Source organism: Paenibacillus sp. FSL H8-0315 (genome assembly GCF_038005365.1).
In the GTDB taxonomy this organism is placed as follows: Bacteria; Bacillota; Bacilli; order Paenibacillales; family Paenibacillaceae; genus Paenibacillus_AQ; species Paenibacillus_AQ odorifer.
This window is the reverse complement of the sequence record NZ_JBBOTA010000001.1, coordinates 6,425,342-6,449,784: the sequence shown is the minus strand read 5'-3', so window position 1 is coordinate 6,449,784 and position 24,443 is coordinate 6,425,342. Positions and strand designations below refer to the sequence as shown.

General features: G+C 40.5%; 26 protein-coding genes. 2 read left to right on the top strand and 24 right to left on the bottom strand.

Annotated features, from left to right (window positions below; genetic code table 11):
- Positions 1 to 28 precede the first annotated feature (28 nt).
- On the bottom strand, positions 29 to 1,477 hold the full coding sequence (locus MHB56_RS28240; protein ID WP_341144275.1) for an MDR family MFS transporter: 1,449 nt from the start codon (positions 1,475 to 1,477) through the stop codon (positions 29 to 31).
- 154 nt (positions 1,478 to 1,631) lie between these two features.
- Here MHB56_RS28240 and MHB56_RS28235 point away from each other — a divergent pair, with 154 nt between their 5' ends.
- Positions 1,632 to 2,180: a PadR family transcriptional regulator gene (locus MHB56_RS28235; RefSeq protein ID WP_076308547.1), complete on the top strand. Its 549-nt coding sequence runs from the start codon at positions 1,632 to 1,634 to the stop codon at positions 2,178 to 2,180.
- 60 nt (positions 2,181 to 2,240) lie between these two features.
- On the opposite strand, the gene MHB56_RS28230 is transcribed toward MHB56_RS28235, so the two are convergent.
- From MHB56_RS28230 to msrA, 4 genes are all read right to left on the bottom strand, one after another.
- Positions 2,241 to 3,638, bottom strand: a complete 1,398-nt coding sequence (locus MHB56_RS28230; protein WP_341144274.1) for a sensor histidine kinase — start codon at positions 3,636 to 3,638, stop codon at positions 2,241 to 2,243.
- Positions 3,635 to 4,342 (bottom strand): response regulator transcription factor, encoded by a 708-nt coding sequence (locus tag MHB56_RS28225; protein ID WP_175620041.1) that lies wholly within the window; start codon positions 4,340 to 4,342, stop codon positions 3,635 to 3,637. Before MHB56_RS28225 ends, MHB56_RS28230 begins: the two co-directional genes overlap by 4 nt.
- Before the next feature lie 98 nt (positions 4,343 to 4,440).
- Positions 4,441 to 5,631, bottom strand: a complete 1,191-nt coding sequence (locus tag MHB56_RS28220) for a cell wall-binding repeat-containing protein (RefSeq protein ID WP_339190932.1) — start codon at positions 5,629 to 5,631, stop codon at positions 4,441 to 4,443.
- 169 nt (positions 5,632 to 5,800) lie between these two features.
- Positions 5,801 to 6,313, bottom strand: coding sequence for a peptide-methionine (S)-S-oxide reductase MsrA (gene msrA, locus MHB56_RS28215; protein WP_076185882.1), 513 nt, complete (start codon positions 6,311 to 6,313; stop codon positions 5,801 to 5,803).
- 161 nt (positions 6,314 to 6,474) lie between these two features.
- Here msrA and MHB56_RS28210 point away from each other — a divergent pair, with 161 nt between their 5' ends.
- Positions 6,475 to 7,383, top strand: coding sequence for an aldo/keto reductase (locus tag MHB56_RS28210; protein ID WP_341144273.1), 909 nt, complete (start codon positions 6,475 to 6,477; stop codon positions 7,381 to 7,383).
- Positions 7,384 to 7,719: 336 nt separating this feature from the next.
- Here the strand turns inward: MHB56_RS28210 and MHB56_RS28205 are convergent, their stop codons facing one another.
- From MHB56_RS28205 to MHB56_RS28115, 19 genes are all read right to left on the bottom strand, one after another.
- Positions 7,720 to 8,412, bottom strand: coding sequence for a class I SAM-dependent methyltransferase (locus MHB56_RS28205; RefSeq protein WP_341144272.1), 693 nt, complete (start codon positions 8,410 to 8,412; stop codon positions 7,720 to 7,722).
- A gap of 108 nt (positions 8,413 to 8,520) precedes the next feature.
- Positions 8,521 to 8,919, bottom strand: a complete 399-nt coding sequence (locus MHB56_RS28200; protein ID WP_036678138.1) for an RrF2 family transcriptional regulator — start codon at positions 8,917 to 8,919, stop codon at positions 8,521 to 8,523.
- Positions 8,920 to 9,211: 292 nt separating this feature from the next.
- A complete protein-coding gene (locus MHB56_RS28195; protein WP_341144271.1) occupies positions 9,212 to 10,294 on the bottom strand; it encodes a CHAP domain-containing protein in 1,083 nt (360 codons plus the stop codon).
- Positions 10,295 to 10,370: 76 nt separating this feature from the next.
- On the bottom strand, positions 10,371 to 11,060 hold the full coding sequence (locus MHB56_RS28190; protein ID WP_341144270.1) for a hypothetical protein: 690 nt from the start codon (positions 11,058 to 11,060) through the stop codon (positions 10,371 to 10,373).
- A 1-nt stretch (position 11,061) separates the two neighbouring features.
- On the bottom strand, positions 11,062 to 12,450 hold the full coding sequence (locus MHB56_RS28185) for a serine hydrolase domain-containing protein (RefSeq protein ID WP_341144269.1): 1,389 nt from the start codon (positions 12,448 to 12,450) through the stop codon (positions 11,062 to 11,064).
- A 116-nt stretch (positions 12,451 to 12,566) separates the two neighbouring features.
- Positions 12,567 to 12,785 carry a DUF3977 family protein gene (locus tag MHB56_RS28180; protein ID WP_341144268.1) on the bottom strand — a complete coding sequence of 73 codons (219 nt, stop codon included), beginning with the start codon at positions 12,783 to 12,785 and terminating at the stop codon, positions 12,567 to 12,569.
- Positions 12,775 to 13,290, bottom strand: coding sequence for a GNAT family N-acetyltransferase (locus MHB56_RS28175; protein WP_076185895.1), 516 nt, complete (start codon positions 13,288 to 13,290; stop codon positions 12,775 to 12,777). Before MHB56_RS28175 ends, MHB56_RS28180 begins: the two co-directional genes overlap by 11 nt.
- Before the next feature lie 150 nt (positions 13,291 to 13,440).
- A complete protein-coding gene (locus MHB56_RS28170; protein WP_076129353.1) occupies positions 13,441 to 14,097 on the bottom strand; it encodes a CatB-related O-acetyltransferase in 657 nt (218 codons plus the stop codon).
- Between the two features lie 184 nt (positions 14,098 to 14,281).
- On the bottom strand, positions 14,282 to 15,058 hold the full coding sequence (locus MHB56_RS28165) for a DUF817 domain-containing protein (protein ID WP_076135041.1): 777 nt from the start codon (positions 15,056 to 15,058) through the stop codon (positions 14,282 to 14,284).
- 2 nt (positions 15,059 to 15,060) lie between these two features.
- A complete protein-coding gene (locus tag MHB56_RS28160) occupies positions 15,061 to 15,276 on the bottom strand; it encodes a helix-turn-helix domain-containing protein (protein WP_076129351.1) in 216 nt (71 codons plus the stop codon).
- A 10-nt stretch (positions 15,277 to 15,286) separates the two neighbouring features.
- Positions 15,287 to 15,769, bottom strand: coding sequence for a DUF2975 domain-containing protein (locus tag MHB56_RS28155; protein ID WP_341144267.1), 483 nt, complete (start codon positions 15,767 to 15,769; stop codon positions 15,287 to 15,289).
- 207 nt (positions 15,770 to 15,976) lie between these two features.
- Positions 15,977 to 17,191, bottom strand: a complete 1,215-nt coding sequence (locus tag MHB56_RS28150) for a hypothetical protein (protein ID WP_341144266.1) — start codon at positions 17,189 to 17,191, stop codon at positions 15,977 to 15,979.
- 24 nt (positions 17,192 to 17,215) lie between these two features.
- Positions 17,216 to 18,061, bottom strand: coding sequence for a hypothetical protein (locus MHB56_RS28145; RefSeq protein ID WP_248548200.1), 846 nt, complete (start codon positions 18,059 to 18,061; stop codon positions 17,216 to 17,218).
- A complete protein-coding gene (locus MHB56_RS28140; RefSeq protein ID WP_341144265.1) occupies positions 18,058 to 18,744 on the bottom strand; it encodes an ABC transporter ATP-binding protein in 687 nt (228 codons plus the stop codon). The genes MHB56_RS28145 and MHB56_RS28140 overlap by 4 nt, the downstream gene beginning before the upstream one ends.
- The gene (locus MHB56_RS28135; protein WP_076129346.1) at positions 18,741 to 19,157 is read right to left on the bottom strand and encodes a GntR family transcriptional regulator; all 417 of its coding nucleotides are present in this window, start codon (positions 19,155 to 19,157) and stop codon (positions 18,741 to 18,743) included. Before MHB56_RS28135 ends, MHB56_RS28140 begins: the two co-directional genes overlap by 4 nt.
- A gap of 138 nt (positions 19,158 to 19,295) precedes the next feature.
- Positions 19,296 to 20,804 (bottom strand): malate:quinone oxidoreductase, encoded by a 1,509-nt coding sequence (locus MHB56_RS28130; RefSeq protein WP_341144264.1) that lies wholly within the window; start codon positions 20,802 to 20,804, stop codon positions 19,296 to 19,298.
- Positions 20,805 to 21,020: 216 nt separating this feature from the next.
- Positions 21,021 to 22,061, bottom strand: coding sequence for a hypothetical protein (locus MHB56_RS28125; protein WP_341144263.1), 1,041 nt, complete (start codon positions 22,059 to 22,061; stop codon positions 21,021 to 21,023).
- 236 nt (positions 22,062 to 22,297) lie between these two features.
- Positions 22,298 to 23,299: a Gfo/Idh/MocA family protein gene (locus tag MHB56_RS28120; protein WP_076194274.1), complete on the bottom strand. Its 1,002-nt coding sequence runs from the start codon at positions 23,297 to 23,299 to the stop codon at positions 22,298 to 22,300.
- Between the two features lie 30 nt (positions 23,300 to 23,329).
- On the bottom strand, positions 23,330 to 24,418 hold the full coding sequence (locus MHB56_RS28115; RefSeq protein WP_076278977.1) for a Gfo/Idh/MocA family protein: 1,089 nt from the start codon (positions 24,416 to 24,418) through the stop codon (positions 23,330 to 23,332).
- Positions 24,419 to 24,443: the final 25 nt, after the last annotated feature.

Sequence of the window (24,443 nt, the reverse complement as noted above, 5' to 3'; positions counted from 1 at the left end):
CCTCGATCTGCTTTTTGGATCGTACCGGTTATCCTGCGTTTTGTACAGTTACCACAGTACGCTTCTTGCGTAATAAAAACATCAGTGGAAATCCAAACAACACAATAATGGAACCTACCACAAAAACATCATTCACACCCATCGTGAACGATAGCAAACGTATCGAATCTGTATTACTTGCACCGGAGCTGATCAACTCTTTAGAGTGGAGTAAGGATCTACTCGACAGCAGTGAGGTGAATACTGCAATCCCAAGTGAGCTTAACACATTGCGAACCCAGTTGTTGATCGACGTAGCATGCCCAGACCATTCGACAGGAATTTCCTCCATTGAGGCTGTACTGCTTGGAACATTGGCTAGTCCAATGCCGAGATTACGAACGACCATCGCCCACATAATAAAGCTATAAGATATGTTCGTTTGCAGCCGACTAAGCATGAATAAACCGATGAATATAAATAAAATTCCCGCAGAAATCAACTTCACAGGTCCGAACTTTGGATACAGCTTACCTACGATTGGACTCAGTAAGGCAAGGAGGATCGAGGACGGCAATAAAATCAGCCCTGTTTTAAGCGTTGTAGCCCCTTCTACCGTTTGTAAGAACAAAGGGGTTAAATAGGTTCCGGCATACATCGCAATCGTAACTAAACTATAGATACTAAGCATGGCGGTAAAACGGCGATTACGGAATACACGCAAATTCAGCAGAGGTACCTCCGCCTTCAGCTCGCGCAAAACAAACAAAACTAACAATACAACTCCCAAAAGGATTAACGATAAGGTTTTCCACGAAGTCCATCCCCAGCTATTGCCTTGGCTAAATGCAGTTAATAATGATAAACTACCGAGGACAACGGTAAGGAGACCAGGAATATCAAATGACTTCGGAATATTCATTCGATAATATGGAATTAACGTTAGGGTTAGAATAACAGCTATGATTCCAATAGGGATGTTAATTAAGAATAACCAATGCCAGCTGGCATATTGGAGCAGCCACCCGCTAAACGTTGGTCCTATGGCTGGCGCGACCATCGCGGATAACGACCAGAGGCTTACTGCAAAAGGTCTGCGTTCTCCCGGTATTACTTGAAATATGATGGTCATTGTACAAGCCATGATGAGACCGCTACACGAACCCTGTAGCATCCGAAATACAATTAATGATGTTGGATCCCATGCTAAAGCACAAAGCAAAGAGAACATGGTGAATCCCATCAAGGCGAAAAGATAAAGCCTTTTGTAGCTGAATCTTCCTCCGAGATATCCGGCGAGTGGTGCGGTTACTCCTGTCGCCAGCATAAAACCGGTGACCATCCATTGCATGGTGTTCAGACTCGTATTGAAATGATCCATTAAAAGAGGAACAGCAATGTTGATCGTCGTTGTACTTAAGACAGAGACGAAATTTCCGAAGAATATGGCAATCATGATCGGCCAAAAATGTATTTTGCTTGCTTGATTTTCTTCCATGCTTCCCCTCCTCATTATTTTTTTATATGTCTACTTTTACATATATAAGGTGACTTGAATAATGTTATAATCGTATGATCAATATGTCAATGATGACATATCCCCGAAAAATTCAATGAAAACGGATTTATAATAACTGGAGGGCTTTATAGTAATGAATACACTGTCTTATGGACTTCTAGCTTTACTTAGCGCTAACTCATTGTCTGGATATGAATTAACTCAGAATATCAAGCCGCTCTGGCGTGCTGGACATAGTCAAATCTACCCTCTATTAATGAGCATGGAGCAGCAAGGTTATATCACCTTTAAGCTCATTGAACAGACCGATAAACCGGATAAAAAAGAATACTCCATTACGAAAGCAGGACTGGAGCAATTGCGGCAATGGGTGGAAACTACTGCAGAGCCTCCGGTGCTACGGGATGAGCTGCATTTTAAGCTGTATAGCTTATGGCTATCCAACCCGGAAGAAGCCAAGGACCTATTGCTAAAACGTGCAGAGTTTTGTAAAAGTGAGCTGGAGCGATACAAGGTTTTGCTCAAAGCAAACGAAGTCTTGCGTGATGAACGCGGTGAGACTCGTGAGTTAAAAGCCACCACTTTTGGACGTTATTTACTGATCCGCAAACGTGTGCTTGATATGGAGAGCTCTATACAATTCTGCGAATGGGCACTTGAAGAGCTTGAGTCGAATCAATAACATTATAAACAAGCAAAAAAGAGACCTCATTTTGTATCGGAAGTCTCTTTTTACTTACATTTATTCGGATTTAGATAAATTCAATAGTTGCACCTCGCAACGAATACCCGCTCCAGGCTGACTCATCATTCGAATCTTGCCTCCATGCAATTCCACCAGCTTTTTAACAATGGAAAGTCCCAGACCTGAACCTCCGTATTGTCTTGAACGTGATTTCTCTACCCGGTAGAAACGTTCGAAGATATAGGGAAGCTCTTCCTCAGGAATACCTATTCCTGTATCTTCAACTATTAGAGTTGCAGCATCCGCTGTAAATTCCACATGAACAATAATCTCGCCTTCATCCGTATAACGAATTGCATTTTCCAGAAGGTTCATTATAATCTGTTCCATACGTTTTTGATCTCCACGGATCATATACGCATCTCCGCTAAGCTGAAGCTTCAGCTGTAACCCCTTCTCTTTTGCTTTCAGTTCAACTCTGCGCACGGCTTGTTCCGTTAGCTGACTGAGATCGATCCACTCTTGGGTAAGTGTAACCTTTCCTTCCTCCATCTTTGCCAGTTCAAATAAATCATCCACCAGATGCTGGAGCCGATGTGCTTCCTGATGAATGATATCCAAGTATAGATCCCTTTCCCCCTCGGTCTCGTAAAGCCCATCTTTTATAACCTTGGTGTACCCCTCCAAATATGTAATGGGCGTTCTCAGCTCATGTGAGATATTTGCCAGAAATTCCTGCCTTGTATCCCTGTATCGTTGTAGATCGACAGCCAGATCATTTATGGCCGCAGCCAAAAAACCAATCTCATCGGTACTACGTATAGAAAGTCTCGTTTCCAGCTCGCCAGCCGCGATTTTCCGGGTTGCCTTTTGCATCTTGATCAGAGGTCTAGACAAAATCATGGCGATCACACCAGTGATCCCTAAAGCCAATATAAAAGCCCCCATTCCTGCAATCAGCAGGAGGTTCCGGATGGAAGCCAAAGATTGCTTCATACTCTCTGTAGAGGACATTACATAAAGTGCAGACTGAGTTGTATCCCCCTCCATTATTGGTTTTCCAATGATAAAATAAGAATATCCAGCAGGATCTTTATACTCAAAATCAACACTTTTCCCAGCGAAAATCCTACTAACATCCGAAGCATGGATGAATGAACGATCCAAACGATCATGTACACCCGAGTGGAGTATCACATTGCCATCCTTTGAGATATTAAAGATACTGACATCCGAAAATTCTGCAAAGGTACTCATCATCTGCTCGTTTGAACTATCCTGCGATTCCGCCATTCCAATAAAATGTGAGGTGAGTTCCTCCGTCTCTTTTTGCATCTCGTTGTAATAAAAGTTTGTAAACATCCGCTCTATAGTAATTCCAAGAACAAGCAAAACAACCACAAAAACAGACATAATAACAAAACCGAGCTTAAGTCCGATGATGTTATTTTTCATACCTGATTACCGGGAGCATGAAATTTATAACCTAATCCCCACACCGTCTGAACCGGATTATAGGCTAGGCCTGCTTTATGTAGTTTCTCGCGGATATTCTTAATATGAGTGTCAATAACACGATTCTCCCCCTCATAATTATTCCCCCATAATCGCTCCACCAGTTCTTCTCTCGTAAAAACCCGGGTAGTGTTTTGCGCCAAAGTGGCCAGTAGATCAAACTCCTTGAGCGTGAATTCAATGGATGTATCCTGAATATGTACCTCCCTAGCTTCTGGGTATATTTTAAAATCAGGGTATGTGAGCACCTTTTCCTGAGGTTGTTGAACAAAAGTAAGTGTTGAACGCCGCAGCAGAGAATAAATCCTAGCCACTAATTCTTCCGGCTCAAACGGTTTAGTAAGATAATCATCTGCGCCTATACCGAGACCACGTACCTTATCCTTGGTTTCAGAACGTGCGGTTAGCATTAGAATTGGGATAGAGCTTGACTCCCTCACCAGCTTGCAGACCTGCCAGCCATCCATATCCGGCATCATCACATCCAGCAAGATTAGGTCAAAGCTGTGTTGTTTCAACAGTTGGAGTGCCTCATGACCCGTTGACGCCTCTTTTGTAGACATCCCTTCTTTACTTAAATAAATCCGCAATAAATTCCGCATGTTCCATTCATCATCTACGATCAGTATCTGTAGCTTATTCAAGCCGTTCACCCTCTTTATGACCTAGTTCTTCTCATTATACAAAAAAAACACAGAACAAGCCGACATCATCCCTAAATGATGCCAGCCTCTGATGATGGTTAGTGACCGGAATGCGGATTGCCTCCTGCAGCAGGTGAGATTTCTAGCATGTCATCGATTTCACTTTGTGCTCGCTCATTTATTGTAAGGTTATCCCCACTTATCCAAGCATGATTGTAAGGACCTTCTGCTGGTGAATCTTGAAATTTAGGTTGAAGCTCCATCATATACTCCATTACTGAATCTGGCAGCCCGTCTTTTTCCGTAAAAATAAGCGGCGCATGTTTCCCCAAATGAGAAAAAGGCGCAGCGGCGATAGCGAGCATCGTTGAATCCGTGGTTAACAAAGACAGGTTATGACCGGGTGCATTGATTCCCCAGCCGAATCCGTTATTGGCATCCTTAAAACTTGCAAAAGCTATAGCGTTCTTAAAAACATCTTCTCCAGCTATACGGAGAACTGTTCCGTATTCTTTTAATTGCTTTTCTACATCTGCTGAGACAATGTCTTCTGGTCCTAGGATGTAAATGGTTGCGCTACCTCCACGTTCTTTTAAAGCCTCGACCGTTGAGTTAGGAATTTCGTCTTTGGTTACAAAGAGAAGAGGTTCAGGCATATGTGCGATCCAATTCACTGCTGGCAACGTGTACTCAGGGCTATCCATAGAACCAATAATGACCGACTTTGGAAGTTCATCCGCTACTTTGGCGTAATAAGTATCTATAGCCTGAGCTACTGCCGCTGGCTCATCCCCTTCTATCCGGTCTACTTTTAAATCAATGGCCTTAAATTGTTGTTCGACATTGGATGCCATAGGCCCAACAAGCACTACCTGAACCCCTTTATTGCCTTCAGCACCTATTGGATTCAGTCGCTTAAGTTCAGCGAGAGTAACCTCAGGAACCCCTTCTTTTGTGGTATACAGTACAGGCCCATTACTGGGATGATGAATCAAATCTGCACTAACTGCGGCGATCTGCCAATTACTCACATCCGTCAAAACTACACTTGAAGGTCTATTATTCTTTGTTTGCGCAGTCCATAAAGTCTGAGAAACTAACACTGCGGCTTGAATCGGATCTGAAGTGTTAATACGAGTAGTATTCTTCGTAGCTATCCATGGTTGCTCCACCGTTGCAGAACTAGCTTGCGAATTAACCTTAGATGGAACATTATTGCCTGATTGGCAGCTTGTTAACACTGTACTCAAAAGCAAACTAACGGCAACAAATGGTATGATTTTTTTCATCCTAAACCCTCCTGTATGATGTTCTCGCTTGATTTAGAGTAGTTTAGTCTACAAATGTGTGGAAAGTATGTAGAATTTAAAATAAATAAAATTTGTATATAATGCAAAAAGAGCATCCCGTAAGCCATGAATGACTCAGGATGCTCTTGGTTTAAAGTTTTTTCAACACTTACCAGTGTTTAGCGATAAAAGTATCCCGACCGGATTGCTCCCGATCTTCTTTGTAGTGCTTGGGATTCTTATGATGATAATCCTGATGGTACTCTTCTGCACGATAAAAAGTTGGCGCCGGAAGAATTTCCGTAACGACTGGACCGGAGAATCTGCCACTGACCGCAACCTGTTCCTTCGAGGCAAGAGCTGCTAAACGCTGTTCTTCATTATAATAGAAGATCGCTGTCCGGTACTGAGTTCCTCGATCCTGGAATTGCCCACCATCATCGGTAGGGTCAATCTGAGGCCAATATAATTCAAGCAGCTTCTCGTATGAAAAAAGCGCTGGATCAAACGTAATCTGCACAACCTCGTAATGCCCCGTTGTTCCGGTTTTGACTTCTTCGTAGGTTGGATTCTCAGTTAACCCTCCCGCGTATCCCGATACAATTCCATGAATGCCTGGTAATTCCTCAAACGGTGTCACCATGCACCAAAAACATCCGCCTGCAAACATCGCTTGTTCCATATGATCAAATCTCTCCCTATCTATCTTCATCTAATAAATAATATATGCTATGACGATAAAGCCAAAAGATCATAAAGTCAATGGAAGTCCGAAGCACCATTAGAATTCAATTCTCCAAAACGTTATAATATAACAACAACAGAAGTAGAAAGGAATGCGCTATGAGAAAAAATCGTTTAGGACAATCTGATTTGTATGTAAGTGAGATAGGACTTGGCTGTATGTCTTTGGGTACGGATGAGGCGAAAGCCATTTCCATTGTTCATGAAGCACTCGATCAAGGAATCAATTTTGTTGATACAGCAGATCTTTATGATGAGGGCCGTAATGAAGAAATTATTGGCAAAGCCATTCGTCAACGTCGACAGGATGTAATCCTGACCACAAAAGTTGGCAACCGCAGAATTCCCGGCCAAGAAGGCTGGAGCTGGGATCCTTCAAAAGCCTATATTAAAAATGCAGTCAAAGATAGTCTTAAACGGCTGCAAACCGATTACATCGATCTATACCAGCTGCATGGCGGCACTATTGAAGATTCAATTGACGAAACGATTGAAGCTTTTGAAGAACTTAAGCAAGAGGGTCTTATCCGCTATTATGGGATCTCTTCTATTCGTCCTAATGTAATTAGAGAATATATGAAAAAATCAAATATTGTAAGTGTTATGAGCCAATATAGCATTTTAGATCGACGTCCTGAGGAAGAAATCCTTCCTCTGCTAGCTAAGCATGGAATTAGCATGATCGCACGCGGACCTTTAGCAGGGGGCATACTGTCAGAGCGTGGTCGCAGCAAGGCGGAGAAGAATTACTTAGATTACAGTAGTGAGGAACTTCTGAATTTACATGATCAGCTTTCGCAGGAAACTAGTGACTCTCGCAATCTTGCACAAACAGCGCTTCATTATCCACTAGCCAATCCATCTGTAGCCGTTATTATTCCTGGGGCGAGCAGTCTGGAGCAATTAAAAAGCAATGTAATGGCTGCTGATGTAGCTCCACTCACTTCGGAGGAACTTGCAGACATTCAGCGGATAAGCAAAGCAAATCGCTACAAGCTTCATGTATAGATTAGTCACTTTCGTTAAAAACAATGAGGTGTCCATAGCCATACAATGGCTGTTGGGCACCCCCTACTTTTTGGAGCTACCTGATCGCTGAACTAATCCTTAAACTTGGTTTAATTAAGTACTAATCACACTTATGAATCGCACTATAGGACATAGTTGACCTTATACGCTACTTTTTCCTATATTAAGGGTGCTCGCGGACTCCATAGCCGCTATGAGCATGATAATCACCATATATCACCCTCTATTTAAGGAATAGCAGCACTGGAGTCCGAAATCATGCTCCAACGCCTAAATATATACAAATAACGTCATCTGGGTCCGAAAGTATTCAAGTCACTCCGCGTGACACATCCAACCTGCCATAATTCCAGTAGAATAAAATCGAGTGATTCTTGTGAAGCCTGATTCTTTCAATAACTCTTCAATTTGTTTTTCGGGAAGGAAAGAAATTTTTGTAATATTGCTACTTACATTATCAAACGCATCGGGAGATTCATACCCTGCAACCCAAAAGCTTTTCCATACGTTTATTCTGTCGTGGAGTTCAGGATCATCCAAATCTCCATATGCACTTACGAGAACAAATGGAGCCCCCGGTTTCAGATTATCCTTTATGGAGCGAAGCAATTTCAATTTTTCTTGAACATCATGGATGAAATGAAGGACCAAAATACAACTTGCCACATCGAACTTTGAGTCCTGCTGAGGAAGATCATCGATTGTCCCAGGAATCAGACTGACACGGCTCTCTAGGCCCAGTTCATCTATCTTTAATCTCGCAATCTTAAGCATATCTTCCGAAGGATCCACTCCAGTAAATGTCCAGTTTGGGTTAGATGGCCCCCATGTCGAAAATTCATTTCCTCCCCCCGCACCGACCACGAGCATAGATACAGGGATGTCACCTAATTCGAAGCGAAAATAAGATTGGATCATCGAAAATAATGAATCATAAGAGGGAATCGAAATATGAGTGGTTTTTTCATAGGTTGCCCTCTTGGCATTTAATTTTTGCTCTTCAGTCATTGTAATCATCCTCCATTGTTTTAAACTTCATATTTTAGTATCAAAACCCACATTAAAGTCATTACGGATTTATATTGTCTCTAATAACCCCGAAAAAAGAACGGATCTTTACTCCGTCTTCATCGTTTTTGCCAAATCTGCAATTTTCGTGTTCTCTAAGTACTGCTCCATCTGTCGCTCAGCGTCAATCACAACCTGTTGAATCAGACATTCACTTCCGTGATCTAGACTGCATTCAAAAAAGGAAGCCGTTCCTTCGATTGCATGGATAATATCCAAAAAAGAGATTTCTTCCGACTTGCGTCTGAGACGATAACCACCATTAGCACCAGGTGCAGATTGAATCAATCCAGCCTTCACTAGCTTAGTCATCATTTTGGACAGATAGGTTTGGGAAACACCTAGCTTCTCAGCAAGCAATTGAACACCCACCGGCTTATCAGACGCCACCGTCACCATATAGAGCATTGCATGAAGTGCATAATCTGTCGCTTGGGAATATTTCATTCAGCACCTCCATTAACGACTTTAGAAATCTATGATAACTCTAACATAGCTAAAAGGCAAGTTTGTTCGCTTTTTAAAAGAGAAGAAGCTCAAGAACCTTTGTCCCAAGCTGGCTCATTTTTCCCTTCAAAAGTAACGATAAAAACCGGAGTTTTATTTAGATGTTTTGCTGTTGCAGCGTATTATTTTTTCCAGAGCATGTTCTGAAAATAATTCAAAATTAGGGTTAGTCATTAATAAATACTCAGCCTTAATATTCTTAACTGTGACCATCCGAATGAACTCCCCTCAACTAAATTGGAGTATACTCACCACTAAACTCAAATTCATAGTCATTAGCGATACGGATATAGCCATATACGCAATGCCAGCGATCTCTGTAGAAAACACTGGAATAATTCTGATTATCCCTATTTCCTTCAGCAACTAAGATCTCCTTGTCATCGCATGCTAAAACAATACCTGTATGATCGTGAGGGTCATTAGTTAGCAATTTTTCATAAATCACAATATCACCACGTTGAGGAGTAAACCCCTCTTGCCCGTCAAAATAAAAAAATGCGGTCTCAGGTAGTTGCGCCCACTCTAACCAAGCCCCTACGCCAGCTAATCGAAAATCAGCATTCGGATATCGAATCGGCAGCAGAAATCCAGCTTGCATACAGCAGTAATATACAAATGCTGCGCACCAATTGTTTTGTAATACTTTATAAATCGCTTGGTCAGGCCAATATTTACAGATTTCTCGATATCGTTCGTTTCCTGGTATTCCAACAATGTTTTCTTTTCCAAATGTTTCAGCAATATTAGCTAACTTACCTCGTTTATCCGTAGGCTGGAGAACTTCAGCCCCGCTACTGTAATCTAACTCTTCCAAAAAATCCTCTGGAATCGTCATTTCACGAAGTACATTCCGAAGCCTATTCGTGTCCTGTTGTGTTACATTACATCCCCTATTCTGCAAGTGTAATTGTAGAACTTGAGCATCCTTTAGAATCTCTTCATAGGGACCCTGAACTTTATTCCTGTCCCCTTGATGGAAGATTGCCTTTAGAATTTGAGTCAGCTCTTCTTTGGTAAACATATTCAAGTCTCTTAATAAAGGCCTTACGGTATCAGCACTGTTGGGACCTGGAAATTCCTTGACTCCGGTTTTGAAGAAATAATAATTATGAAGCAGTCCTATAATGGCTGCCAATTCCTGATTTTGTTCTCTTTTCATGGCAAGCAATGAAGCAAAACTAGACACTCCGTACAGGTGAACACACGCTTCCTGTTTCCATTGTTCGCTACCTATAGACATGATCATTTCTTGAACCAGCACACGCACACTATCGAGGCGCTGATTTACTTTTGTTATCAGGCGTTGAGTCACTGGAAACCTTCCCTTCCGTTACTACTCAGCTGTAATAATACTAAAGCAAATAACTCACATATTTATTTTTATCAATTCATTCCCTAAAGACTACCTTTTTCTGTCCATCCTTGACGAACTCCACACCAAAATAATCGGTATTACCGTTCGCCCCGAATTCAGCAATCCGAGCGTCAGGCTTACTCTCAAAGTGAATGTTATGTTTAATATTAGATCTTGGTAACAAGGTAATCTCTTGCGGCTGAACCTCTGCGAATGACCAGATCCCTTGAGGATTACCGTACTCTCGAAAGATTGGACGGATTATAACGGTTTCATTTTGCCCGCCATAGTTGATTAGCCTGATTGTACATTGAACCTGCACAATATCCTCTTGAGTACCGTACATACAGTGCGAATCTTTTTCCAGAAAATCCACAACTCCAATTCCATCATTGTTCATATTCACAAGATAATACAATCGTTCTGTTAGAAATGGATACAATGTAATGAAGATGATGATAGCAAGCAAAACGGTTCTGCCTACATATTTTTTATAACACTGTCTAAAGTGCTTTATAGTTAAACCCCCACTGAAAATTAACAAAAGTATCCCGAATATTGCTGAATAATGTAAACCATGGTTTGTCGCAGGTTCGCTCCAAGGCGGAATTCCAATGGTTCTGAAGAGGTAATCCCCAAACATAGTACCCTGATGTGTGATTCCCACAAAAACTAAAGAAAACAGCAAAAATAAAACAGCTATCCAACCTTTACCCTTGGTCATTTCATCCCTCCCAACCAATAACAGTTATGTCTTCTCTATCCTCTAAGGAAAGATTCCTATGCATATGCAGTTCAATTTTTTTACCGCTAAAACTCAAAGTGTAATCAACTACGTAAGGGGTTTCAATGTAATATACCGTGAGGATTAATTTGGAATCATCATATTGCCAGCTTGCAGATGTACAAACTTCCTGCTCACTAAGGGATAAGTCTTTAATAAATAAACTTTTTGCATGGGTAGGCCTTAAAAAATCGAACGAAAATTCATCTAAATGATCGTCGTAAAGTAAAGAAAAACTAAGGTGCTCATCTTCAAACTTCAGTGTTAATTCTTTGATTTTATGCTTATTATCTTCAAAGATATAAATTCCACTGTACGATCTATAATCTACTTTAACTATCCTGTTTACTAAGGAGGTAAATGTAGGAGGTTTTATAATGTTAGATGCAACCGTTGGCCAATCAAAGTTCAGTAATTTTGCATATATGATATCTAAAAAATCCTGTAACTTCTTCATCTCGGTAAAACTTGAAGTTGCAGCAATCACAATCTCTTGACTCGGATCAATGAAACACAATTGACCAAAAGCTCCATTCCCCATCTTACATCCATTCCTGCACATAAAGAACTGATAACCATATCCGTTTGACCAGTCAGCCTTATTTTGTCCCCAACGATTATCGCTTTGTTCATTTAGCGCCAGCTTTAAATAATCTTTCGAAACAATTCTACGACTATTGTAAACCCCTTGATTGAGGAGCATCTGGCCAAATTTCGCGATTCCATCTGTTGGTATGCTTAGTCCCATTCCACCAGCAACAATTCCTAACGGGCAAGTCTCCCATTCCGGTCTTTCTATGTCCAACGGGGCAAATAATCTTGGCATTAGAAAATCAACAAGATTCTCTCCAGTCGTCTTTTCGATAATAGCCGAAACCATATAAGTGGCGTGTGTATTGTAATTGTAATAACTTCCCGGTTCATCTTCTACGTCCAAAGCTAAAAAGGCACGAACCCAATCATTTTGCTTGGCTATCGCACCATATATATTATTGTTATGTCCTGTATTCATGGAAAGAAGATGATGTATCGTCATCTTCTCTAAATTAGGTGAAATTGAGCTAGGAAGCTGATCCGGGAAAAAAGAAACCACTTTATCCGTTAATTCAAAATAACCGTTATCCCATGCTATGCCTGCTGCAATAGATGTAAAGCTCTTACTTAGAGAAAATAAAACCTGGGGAACGTTTTTGCGGTACGGTTGACGATAAAACTCGGTAATAACTTCTCCCTTACGCAATAGCATAAAAGTATTAACCGGTAAATCAGATCGTTCAAGTTCTTCATAAAACTTAGACAGCGCTTGGGTCAAATTCTCTGGATTATCCATTTAAACCTCGCTTGTCGTTATATTTTGAGTTTTTAATAATTCTCAGGTAGAGCACTAAGTCTCGTGTCAGGTCTCCTCCATTTGTTCATTTAGACGGCAACCTTGTCATACTTAACCTAAAGACTTGTTATACCAAAAATAATCTTCAACGTTTTACGACTCTTCTTACATATTTTCAAGCCTTGTTTTAAGTCTAGAATGATTACAGTTTTGCCAATCCAAATCCTGAAATATAACGAGCGGAACTTTACCGGTTTCACTATGCCTTTTTCTTCATATTCCGTTCCATCCTCTAACTCCGTTTCAGTTCTAATTAGCCTGCTTTTATTGCTCAATAGTTTTTATTAGATAAAGGCAGAGATCATCGTCCACACAAACATGTGCCCCAGGCTCAACAGGCTTATTATCGTACATGATTCCCCGCCCATCAGGGATAAAACCACGCTTTATATACATCCGTTGTGCGGTTCCATAGTCAGCGTATAATCCAAATCCAATACCAATAGTATTAGATATAGTAAAAGCATCTTTTTCAAGAGCTTCAATTAATACACTTCCTACCCCACGTTTCCTAAATGGCGGGATGACGTCAAAGTTTTGAATTTCAGGTATATTATTCTCTGCAAAATAAGGATATTCCGACCTGTATACCACATGTCCCCATCCAACAAACTCATTTTCACAAAAAGCTAAAAGTGTAACTCGCTTTTCATTTTGATTTTCTTGCCAACAACGTTGGACATAATCAAGAGGTTGGCTTACGTCATGCTCAGATAACCCCGTATGTATAATATCAATATCGTTTTGTGTCATTCGACGGATTTGTAAAGGTAAGGCCATAATATAATTTCCTCCTAACTTATTAAATGAGTCCATTCCTATATTAACATACTAATTAGGTTTAATCTGGTAAAAAACAATTATTGTTAAACTACCCTGTCAGATAAAAGAACAGGCTGCAGAATATACCGGCAGCCTGTTCTGATTTTGTTATTTTTTTATTTCTTTAAGGTAAAAGTCATATAATTGATCAATAGATGAACTTGAAAAGATAGAAGTGGCTTGTTCAATTTTCTCACGTTTCCAATCGAACCAGCGCATTTCCTTTAACTTTTCGATTTCTTGATCTGTAAACCGTTGCTTGATCACTTTAGCAGGATTGCCGCCCACTATCGTATACGGTGGGACATCCTTTACAACAACTGATCCTGCCGCAACAATAGCACCCTCGCCTATTTTCACACCGGGCATAATCATTGCATTCATCCCAATCCAGGCATCACTAGCAATGTTTGTATCCCCTTTGGATTCGTAAGAGTTTGCAATCTGGTCTACAAAAGGATACACGGTAATCCATTCAGGATGATGATTGTGATTCCCACCCATGAGAATAATTACACCACTAGCAATACAAACATAATTTCCTATAATCAATTTATCTAAATGCCAACCATAATCTTCACTGGGATTAAACAACTTTCTTGATTGTTCATCACCCCAAAGGTATCTGACACACCCATCTTCAAAATCAAGATTATCGTAATAACCAGAGTAGTAAGAGTACTCTCCTACCTCTATCATTGGGTTGGTGACAATATCCTTTAAATACTTAGTTTCAGACCAGTGGCTGAACTGATGTTGTTTCATTTTCTTTCCCTCGCTTCTAAGTAATGTAATTCATTTATACTTAGAAGCTTGATGCAGTAGCGACATTCTTAAACCTTTTCAAACGACGAACCATCGTCCTCATCCTTTTCCTAATTGATGCCGTCATTGTAACAAACGAATGATTTATTCGTCAAATCAACCGTATTGTCCCAACTCAGCTCAATTATGAATTTATCGGATTACGGCTAGCCTTAACATGTTTAAGCTGGGCAACTATAATGACGCTAATGATCACTAGAAGGAACCACGAACTGATCTTACTGAAACTAACCAGTTGCCACGTTTGATATTGATCAGGATATTTCCATGCATTAAAAAATGTAGCGATATTTTCAGCTAACCAGATAAAAAATCCTACAATAAAAAAGGCCAGTGTCAAGGGCATTCGATAGGTAACCGTCCGTACCCTATAAATGATCCATGTTTTCCAGAAGACAACAACCACAAGCGCTGTCAGCCACCAACGAAAATCAGGAATGAAATGATGTGTGAAAAAATTTAAATAGATGGCTCCTCCCAACAATCCCGCTGAAGCAAGCCCCGGCCAACCGGTCATATCCATTTTCAATCTTCGCCATATCTGGCACATAAAGCTTGCGACACTTGCATACATAAATCCACTATAGAGGGGTACACCAAACACCTTCGTAAACCCTGGCTCAGGGTATGCCCATGAACCCATCTTTACCTTATAGATTTCCAGCAATAAACCAATAACGTGGAACACACAGATTACTTTTATTTCATCCAGCGTCTCTAATCCAGTACGGTACATGAGGTACTGCACTGTAAGCAGTATTAGAAGAATGGCATCATAACGGTAAAGAAAAGGCATTTCTATTATGTTAGAAAGAGCTAAAGTCCCAAAAATCGCAACTGGAAATATGCAACTCATCGCCTGATGATATCCGAAATGCAGCAATTGTGTTATTGACTTCATTCTTATGTTTCCTCATCATTTTTGTATTCTAATAGATCTCCAGGCTGACATTCCAAAGCCTTACAAATTGCCTCTAACGTTGATAATCGCACCGCTTTTGCTTTTCCATTTTTCAATATAGAAAGATTAGCCATTGTTATTCCAACTCTCTCCGAAAGCTCAGTAACACTCATTTTTCTTTTGGCCAGCATCACGTCGATATTAATTATAATCGCCATTGTTTTCACCTCAGACAGTTAAGTCATTTTCTGATTTTATATCAATAGCTTCTTTTAAAAGCTTTTGTAGAACTGCAGCAAAAACGGCAATCACCATGGAGGCAAAAATGATAATCAAGCCGATGACTATAATCCCTGAGGCATCATCTTTCTCCGCCATGAGGTAAAAGAGTGGCATACCAACTACATACAAGCAACTGATGATGATTGCACAATATTTTATTTTCTTTAAAACCTGTACAGACATTTCCGAGAAAGCATTGTTTTTGTCAATATAGCCTAACAGTTTAAAAGCTTGATACAGTGCAAAGTAAAAAGGTATCGCCGAGGCATACAAATCAATGGCAATGAGATATTTCAATAAACTATAATCCGGATACAGTTCTGCTGCGAAACTCGCTATTTCCGGCACCACAAATATGCACAAAGCAAGCACCGGGATACCAATAAGAATAACCGCTGCCCTTAAAAAAAGTGTTGATCCTCTTTCCATAAAAAACACACCTCACAGATTTATTGTGAATTGAATTTATCACATTATTTATCGTTTTACAATATATTTTAATCGATATACAGTGATTATTGGTTGTTTTATAATTTCGACTAAAAGGCCGAGCTAATTGACTATTAGAAGTCATTAGCTCGGCCTTGGTACCTTTTCATATCTCTTTATCTCTATTTTTCAATTCTACAAGTAATTCTAATACTGACCGAGATCGATAAAATTCAAATCCATGTTAGCTTCATCTTCAGCCTGATTTGTAACCTCTGTTGATACTGCTTTTCCTTCGTATTCAAGGTTACCGCTTGTCAAATTGAATACATACAGACGATTACCTTTGAAGTACTTATTACCCATATTCTTATAACCCACAATATAGAGATAGTCTTGTTTAAAATCATAGGTAATGTTTTCACTTAAATCTATATTTGTATTCTTCAGAGTAGTCTCATATTCTTTACTTACGAGATCGTAAGAAATCACAGTAAATCCTATATTCTCCTTACCCGATACAGCTTTTTGCAGGAAATAAATTTTCTGTCCATACGCATTCATAATATTATTCAATAACATTTCATGCCCTTGGAACGCGAGCGGCGAGATTTGTCCTGTTGCAACATCTACTTGATATGCCTTTTTATGATTATCTTTACTAACCGTTACAATCCATTGATCCGAGTGATCCAGATTTTGATTGGCTAACCTAACGAATTGATTATCCCCATTTGCTGCTTCAGATTTAGCTCCTGGTAATACGAGCGGCTCATTCGTAATCTCCTTTGTTGTTAGATTAACACGGATAATCTGCGGTTCAGTTACATAACCTTTGGAGCCGTGATTCAAAAACACCATTGCAACAAGCTCTTGATCAACAAGCTGTACATTTTGTACATAGATATCTGAAATATCATGATCCACATTGATATCGGATCTGATTTCCTGCGTATTATCCTTCTGCTTATTAAGCACAGAAATACTGAGTCTAGCATTTTTCTTCGCTGATGAATCATTTGATTGCTGCTTATCTACGGTCCAATTCACGTAAGCAAGCATATCCTGATTTTCATAGAACCCAGCTAAGTTCTTCTTCCCACGCATGAACTGACGATGCTGATCCCTCCATTTATCCAATTGTGTGTTCACTGGTCTTCGGTTTAAGCTTTGGCTGATCGTTAACTTTTCATCTGGATAATCTGTACCATTTGTAGTGATATTAGCTCGTTTGATGCCAAAAACACTATCCTTAGTCAGATAATTTCCGTATAAGGCTATACCTTCAACGAGGGAAGCATCCCCTTGAACCATCGTCAGCTTATAATTAGGTAGTGTCTCTTGTGAGGCCTGTACATAATACGTCCCGATTGTAACAACCGAGAACACTACAAGAACGGCGGTAACCATATATTTTCTCATTCCTTAACCTCCATACCCCTTCAATTATACCGATATTTTCTTACGCAATAGATATAAGCTGTACCAAAGCGAACCTCCAGCAATAATCACTATTAATCCGAGACAAGCACCTATGATCTCTCCGGGATAGAAGTAGCTATCATATCTGCTATAACCCATAAGATAGGGTATTGAGGCTAATCCAGCCAGAACCGCTAAGTATAATATGATAAAGCCGATCCCTTTCAGTCTGTAGCTCCGCTCCATTAGAATCGCTGTGAACAAGACGATCAAGCCCGTAATGCCCAGTCCATAATATAGAACAAACTCAGAAAAGTAGGGCGGAACCAGAACTTTAAGCACAGTAGGATACTTCAAATAATCAAATACCGAGATGTTCCGATATAGTTCAGCAGGAAGAATCGACTGTGCTATCAAACGCTCCAGTGGCACAAGCACAATTTGCAGGGCAACAAGTCCAAATGCGAATAGCAAGATCGTAACCAGCTTGGCAAAATACAAATTCGCCCGATTGGATGGCAAGGTGAGCAGGCGATATACTATCGTATTTTTACCTCTCCAGTCACGGTACCAGATGAAGCAGCTATATATTAGCAACACTGTTATGCTCAAAAATATGGGTCCGAAATATAGAAGTCCATTATAGCGAGCATACATCATACTGTTTAGCTGAATATATCCAGTCACATTGTGATATTGCTCAAGCGTCCATTGATTCACTCTCATTGCCTCATTCGCAGAATCCAGCCAATGATTAGCACCGATGGTGACTGCTGCAAGCTGCAAGGCAACTGTCAGCACCATGAGTCCAATATATATTTTGGCAAATCGGTTCATTTCAAAATTCAATAGCTTCACAAAAGCTCTCATTTCATGTACACCTCTCTCATTACGTCCGTAATGGACTTACCTTCCTGCTCGCGAACTTCTTCACAGTAGAATTCACGTTCTACCTTCCCATGCTGTAGCAAGACCGCTTTATCAATTAAATGCTCAATATCGTTAATTTCATGAGTTGTAATAATCACACCACGATCCTCGATCAATTCACTCGTGAACACATCAGTAATTTGCTCGCGGCTGAACATATCAATTCCCGAGAACGGCTCGTCCATTAGGATGTAATCACAATCCAAGGCAAGTCCCAGCAACAAATTCACCTTCGCAGCCATCCCTTTCGACAATGAGGATACGCGATCTGAAGAGCTCAGTCGGAAGAACTTAAGCATTTCCTTTGCACGTTCAGCGTTCCAATTCCGATAAAAGTCAGCCATAAAGCTCAAGCAATCAGCAATTCGCATATTAGAGGGCATCGTTAACGAATCTGGAATGAAAGTGATTTTCTCATACATCGCAGGTGTTAGTGATACATTATCGATTAAAACTTCCCCTTTGAATGGTGTCAGTCCCATGATGGACTTCAGCACTGTTGACTTCCCGGCACCATTGATTCCGATCAGGCAGGTAATCTCTCCCTTGCCAGCAGTGAAGCTAACGCCATTTAGTACCTTCTTGAATCCATAATTCTTTACCATCTGATTCACTTGGATCATCTTGTGTCACCACCCTCTGGAGATAACTTGCGCTCGGATGTATATTTTGTCTTTATGATCTCTACCAGTTCTTCAACTGGAATTTGAATATTCTGAATGGAGCTGATGAATATATCCACTGCACTTTCGATTAATTCAGCTCGAATCGAGTTTAGGATTTGCTGATCCTGTGTAATTCGGCTCGGGGAATTCCCTTCTGTTACGATCAAACCCTGTTCCTCCATTTCCTTATATGCCTTCTGCGCCGTGTTCGCATTAATCTTCATTACTGATGCCAGTTCACGCCGTGAAGGAATTTTGTCTCCCGCTCCGATTTGCCCTGTGGCGATCTGTTCCTTGAAATGACGCACAACTTGAATATATACCGGCTCACGAATATTAAAGCTGACGCCTGATTTCTGTTCTTCTGTCATACAACCAACTCCATATACTAAGTGTGTGTACTAAGTGGTTCATACATCTCATTTATGTACTATACGTGTAATACACTTTTGTGTCAATAGTTCAGATTTGAGCAAAAAAAAAACTGCCTCTCGGCAGCTCCTTTATTACTAAAACACCTTTTGATTAAAAACATGTTCTTTTCCACCTAAACCCAGTGTATCTGCTGTTGTAGTGTGAATTTTCTGCAGAAGCACGGGATTATCCATTAGTGACAAGCCATAAGAAGGAATCATTTCTTTTATTTTGGGTTCCCATTCTTTTATATATTGAGGGAAACATTTGTTAAGCACTTCAAGCATCACGTGAACAGCCGTAGAAGCTCCAGGGGAAGCCCCTAACAATGCTGCGACCGAACCATCAGCGGCACTAATAACCTCCGTACCAAATTGAAGTGTACCTTTGCCAGCTTCTGTATCTTTGATAACTTGCACACGCTGACCAGCTACAACAAGATCCCAATCTTCAATTTTGGCATTGGGGATAAACTCTTTCAGTTCTTCCAGACGTTTTTCTTTCGATAACAGCACTTGTTCGATCAGGTATTTTGTTAATGACATGTTTTTAGCACCTGCCGACAGCATTGTTATGAGGTTATCCGGTTTTACAGAAGTTATTAAATCAAACATTGAGCCCGTTTTTAAGAATTTAGGTGAGAAGCCGGCAAATGGCCCAAATAGAAGCGATTTTTTATTGTCGATAAATCTTGTGTCTAAGTGCGGTACGGACATTGGAGGGGCTCCAACTTTAGCTTTGCCGTATACTTTGGCATGATGCTGCGCAATAACTTCCGGATTATTACACACCATAAAAATACCGCTTACTGGGAATCCTCCAATATGTTTTCCTTCAGGAATACCGGATTTCTGCAGTAAGTGCAGGCTTCCTCCCCCGCCACCAATAAACACAAATTTCGCTGTATGTTGTTCAATGTTACCGCTGGCATTTCTGATTTTTAGATCCCATAAGCCAGCACTATTGCGTTTCATACTATTGACACTATGTTTGTAGTGAAGATCGACGTTTTTACTCTTTAAATGCTCAAATAAGATACGCGTTAAAGCACCAAAGTTAACATCCGTTCCAGAGTCAATTTTTGTAGCCGCAATGGATTCATTCGCAGGACGATTTTGTATAATAAGTGGAATCCATTCCATCAGTTTTTTAGAGTCAGCGGAAAATTCCATCCCTTGGAATAATGGATTATTTGAGAGCGCTTCAAATCTTTTCTTTAAAAAAGCTATATCCTTCTCCCCTTGCACCAAACTCATATGAGGTAACGGCATAATAAAGTCCTGGGGAGTATGTATCAGCTTGCGATTTACAAGATAAGACCAAAACTGCATCGAAAGCTGAAACTGTTCATTAATCTGAATAGCTTTGCTAATATCTATAGATCCGTCTGGCTTTTCAACAGTATAATTAAGCTCACAGAGCGCCGCATGCCCGGTTCCTGCATTATTCCATTCATTAGAGCTTTCTTCCCCTGCTTTTTCAAGCTTTTCAAATACTTTAATTTTCCATTCCGGTACTAATTCCTTCAAAAGTGTTCCTAAAGTCGCACTCATGATTCCGGCACCAATTAAAATGACGTCTGTATCAGTTGCACTTTTGCCCATTATTACCATCCTTATCCCCTGAATTTTGCAGAAAGGATGTGGGCGCTCCTTCTTAGGCGTCACACCTTTTCTGTATCAATTATAACCTTATCATGGTGTATTACAATTATTTATAAATTTAATATCTACTATTATATGAAAAAAATAAAATATTTAAAAGCTTGTAAAAAAGATAGAAATAAGTCCTCAAGATTTATGGAACAAAAAAAGGCTTTATCATGCCCTGTTCTCATTGTAGACAATTCCGTTTTGATAGCCCAACCCCACTATTGTTTTTTGAATTTCCTGATCTACTTTTCTTTTAAAAGTTGCAAACTCTATTGTGGTTAAGCCGATTGGAAGCTCTTGTTCTATAAATGAATCAAAATCGATCGCCGTTTTGAAAATACGAAGCTTGTGCAGAAAAGGTAATTGCTCCATTCCCGTCAAATGAGCCAATGTTTTGCAATTCATAATCGTTAGCTCTTCCAGTGCCTTCATCTGCTGATCAAAGTTAATCTCACGTAACTGGATTTGATCTTCAATCACAAGCTTTTTTAACGCACGAAAAACCGAAATATTACTCAGGTCATGAAAGCCACGGACTCTACAAATTTCCAGGCTCTCGATTTCATTTTCTTCGATGTCCTGAATATGTTCTCTGCCTCCAAGTAAAATACGTAGGTCTTTCAATTTCTTTAGCCGATTAATAAAATGTAAGGGTTTATTGCTGATGGAGTGCAGCGCGAGATAGGTAAGATCCTCCAGATCTCCAATAGCATCAAGGTTTTTAACCTTACCTATAACATGCAACTGTTCTAAACGAGAGAATTCTTTTAGGTATTCCAGATTAAGCATCTTTTTCTCCGAGCTAATATTTAAAATACTTAGAGACCGTAACGTATCTATACTCAGAATTTCCGGATTTTCAAGTTCATATATCCCCACGCTCAGACTATACAGGTTATTCAGCTTAGCCAATACGTTCGTGTTATGTGCCTGGTGAAGACAATTCAGCAGCAGCATTTTAACATTTGTAATCTGCAGGAGTGTCTCACAATCAAAGGATACAGAATAGTGGCCATAAAAACGCACTCCAAAATTTTCATCAAAACGCGCGCAAAGCTCATTTACTTCATCCAGAATCGAACCATAGGTCGATGGATCAGAGAACTGGACAATAACTTGGTTGCCGCTGTACAAGTCTTGCTGAATCTGAACTGGATCTAGTGAAATAGGATCATTGATCAGAATCCTTCTTTTCCATGTAACACTCATTCCTAATCCCTCCTACTTGCCGTTAATCATCAGTGTATATTTATTGTAAATCTACGAATTACTTACCCAAGAACATAATTACATAAATCAACCCCATGGACAAGCTACCAAGGAAGGTTACAGGTTATTTAGAGTTTCGTTGATTTAGGAGGATTGAGTACAAGTGTTTTACATTAAAATACAATAAGCTGTATCATTCGTAGATTACTCTACTTTTGATACAGCTTATTTATTATTTATTCAGCCTTCTGCGATGAACTATAAATCCCCGCCACCAACTCCAGCGCTTTTATCCCTTCAGCACCATCCAACCAAAACTTTTGACCCCTGGCGACATGTTCATAGAAGTCCTCAATCAGTCTCTTATGCCCGGTGCCCCAATAGGATTTACCTTCCGTGGCACTGAAACTAGGCTCGCACAGCAAGGTTTCCTTTCCATCCTTCCAAAGATACAAATGATCTCTGCGGAGGTTGATAGTACCCTTTTCAAAAACTAGCTCCAGCTCCACTGGAGAATTCTCCAGATAGGTATTTGTACCATAAAAAAGCCCTCTGACATTACTAGTGAAATCGATGCAGGCATGGGCGGTATCTTCTACCTCTATGACCCCATTTAGCACATCCGTGGTAATACTCCCTTTCACCGATGCCACCTCTCCACCAAACCACTGCAGTAAATCCAGTGTGTGAATGGTTTGGTTAATTAGCAGACCTCCACCTTCCGTAGACCAGCGTCCTCTCCAGTTACTATCGCTATAATAACTTTCGCTACGGTGCCAGGTTACGATTCCTTTCATACAGAGCAGCTTCCCATATATTCCTGAGTCAATCACCTGCTTAATATACATGGAGGCATCATTATAACGGTTCTGAAACACCACACCAAGCTGACCTGTGCTTTGCTGTGCGGCTTCAAGTATTCGTCTGGCTGAAGGAAGATCTGCCGCCATAGGCTTTTCGGTAAGGACATGTTTTCCTGCTTGTAACAACTCCGTAGCCATCTCTGCATGTAAATAATGAGGCGTACAGAGATGTACAACATGAATACGGTCATCCTTTAAAATTTCTCTATAATCATTAGTGGCTTGGCAGTCATATTCATTAGACGTCTGCAATGCTTTATCAGCATCAATATCTGCAACCGCAAGTAGTCTCACACCATCGATGCCTGTTAATGTTTTTGCATGAAGAGGGAAAATGGCTCCGCATCCAATAATGGCTGCTCCAAGTTCTTTCATCTATATTACCCTCCGTTCATCATTCCATCGTTATCTGAGTATTGCTGGGGTTAGATTGATCGCTTGCTCTTGAGCCTTCAGACATAGCTCGGCAGCTTTGAACACATGGGTCTGTGTCATCGCCAGCTCTGTCCGATTCAGACAGTCAAGGATTAGCTCACCAAAGAAAGGAAAACCAACCTTCCCTGCTACATGCTCATAATGTTCCCCTTCCCCATTGACCCAGTACACATGATCCGGTGTATTTGAACGACTTATATCAGTATATTTACGCAGTTCAATGTATCCTTCAGTCCCCATAATCATCGTGCGCCCGTCTCCCCAAGTGCCCAGCCCATCAGGGGTAAACCAATCCACGCGAAAATATTGTGTTGCCCCATTGTCCCCTACAAGAGTAGCATCACCAAAATCCTCTAATTCGGGATAAGTCGGATGATTGTAATTGGCCACTTTACTATGAATAACCGAAGCATCCTGACAATCAGCATAATACAAAAATTGTTCTATTTGATGACTGCCTATGTCACATAGAATCCCACCATATTTCTCCCTTTGGAAAAACCATTCCGGCCGGTTAGGAGCATTTAGACGATGTGGCCCTAATCCAATGACTTGCAGAACACGGCCAATAGCACCTTGTTGAATCAGCTGCCCTGCATAGATAGCGCTTTCAACGTGAAGACGTTCACTATAGTAGACCATATATTTCTTATTGGTTGCAGCTGCCATTGCTCTAGCGGATTCAAGCTGTTCCAGGGTCGTAAAGGGGGCTTTATCCGTAAAATAGTCCTTACCGTGAGCCATTACTCTATTGCCTAAAGGTCCTCGTTCAGATGGAATTGCGGCCGCTGCAATTAATTGTACTTCGGGATCTTCCAGAACTTCTTCCATTGATCCGGCAGCTTTGACACCGGGATATTTACTAATAAAATTTCTGACCTTTTCCTCGTCCGGATCATATACCCATTTCAGCTCTGCCCCTGCCTCAACCAGTCCGTTACACATCCCGTAAATATGGCCGTGATCTAGGGCAATAGCGGCAATGATGAATTCCCCCGCCTTCACTACGGGTTTGGATTCATACGTTGGTGCATAGGTCATCCCATTTTTTCGATTCATAGAAACCCTCCTCCTATTAGTATTA

Coding starts and splice junctions, on each gene's coding strand:
- MHB56_RS28240 (WP_341144275.1), bottom strand. CDS start 1,477: ATGGAAGAAAATCAAGCAAGCAAAATACATTTTTGGCCGATCATGATT.
- MHB56_RS28235 (WP_076308547.1), top strand. CDS start 1,632: ATGAATACACTGTCTTATGGACTTCTAGCTTTACTTAGCGCTAACTCA.
- MHB56_RS28230 (WP_341144274.1), bottom strand. CDS start 3,638: ATGAAAAATAACATCATCGGACTTAAGCTCGGTTTTGTTATTATGTCT.
- MHB56_RS28220 (WP_339190932.1), bottom strand. CDS start 5,631: ATGAAAAAAATCATACCATTTGTTGCCGTTAGTTTGCTTTTGAGTACA.
- msrA (WP_076185882.1), bottom strand. CDS start 6,313: ATGGAACAAGCGATGTTTGCAGGCGGATGTTTTTGGTGCATGGTGACA.
- MHB56_RS28210 (WP_341144273.1), top strand. CDS start 6,475: ATGAGAAAAAATCGTTTAGGACAATCTGATTTGTATGTAAGTGAGATA.
- MHB56_RS28205 (WP_341144272.1), bottom strand. CDS start 8,412: ATGACTGAAGAGCAAAAATTAAATGCCAAGAGGGCAACCTATGAAAAA.
- MHB56_RS28200 (WP_036678138.1), bottom strand. CDS start 8,919: ATGAAATATTCCCAAGCGACAGATTATGCACTTCATGCAATGCTCTAT.
- MHB56_RS28190 (WP_341144270.1), bottom strand. CDS start 11,060: ATGACCAAGGGTAAAGGTTGGATAGCTGTTTTATTTTTGCTGTTTTCT.
- MHB56_RS28185 (WP_341144269.1), bottom strand. CDS start 12,450: ATGGATAATCCAGAGAATTTGACCCAAGCGCTGTCTAAGTTTTATGAA.
- MHB56_RS28175 (WP_076185895.1), bottom strand. CDS start 13,290: ATGGCCTTACCTTTACAAATCCGTCGAATGACACAAAACGATATTGAT.
- MHB56_RS28170 (WP_076129353.1), bottom strand. CDS start 14,097: ATGAAACAACATCAGTTCAGCCACTGGTCTGAAACTAAGTATTTAAAG.
- MHB56_RS28165 (WP_076135041.1), bottom strand. CDS start 15,058: ATGAAGTCAATAACACAATTGCTGCATTTCGGATATCATCAGGCGATG.
- MHB56_RS28160 (WP_076129351.1), bottom strand. CDS start 15,276: ATGGCGATTATAATTAATATCGACGTGATGCTGGCCAAAAGAAAAATG.
- MHB56_RS28155 (WP_341144267.1), bottom strand. CDS start 15,769: ATGGAAAGAGGATCAACACTTTTTTTAAGGGCAGCGGTTATTCTTATT.
- MHB56_RS28150 (WP_341144266.1), bottom strand. CDS start 17,191: ATGAGAAAATATATGGTTACCGCCGTTCTTGTAGTGTTCTCGGTTGTT.
- MHB56_RS28145 (WP_248548200.1), bottom strand. CDS start 18,061: ATGAGAGCTTTTGTGAAGCTATTGAATTTTGAAATGAACCGATTTGCC.
- MHB56_RS28140 (WP_341144265.1), bottom strand. CDS start 18,744: ATGATCCAAGTGAATCAGATGGTAAAGAATTATGGATTCAAGAAGGTA.
- MHB56_RS28135 (WP_076129346.1), bottom strand. CDS start 19,157: ATGACAGAAGAACAGAAATCAGGCGTCAGCTTTAATATTCGTGAGCCG.
- MHB56_RS28130 (WP_341144264.1), bottom strand. CDS start 20,804: ATGGGCAAAAGTGCAACTGATACAGACGTCATTTTAATTGGTGCCGGA.
- MHB56_RS28125 (WP_341144263.1), bottom strand. CDS start 22,061: ATGAGTGTTACATGGAAAAGAAGGATTCTGATCAATGATCCTATTTCA.
- MHB56_RS28120 (WP_076194274.1), bottom strand. CDS start 23,299: ATGAAAGAACTTGGAGCAGCCATTATTGGATGCGGAGCCATTTTCCCT.
- MHB56_RS28115 (WP_076278977.1), bottom strand. CDS start 24,418: ATGAATCGAAAAAATGGGATGACCTATGCACCAACGTATGAATCCAAA.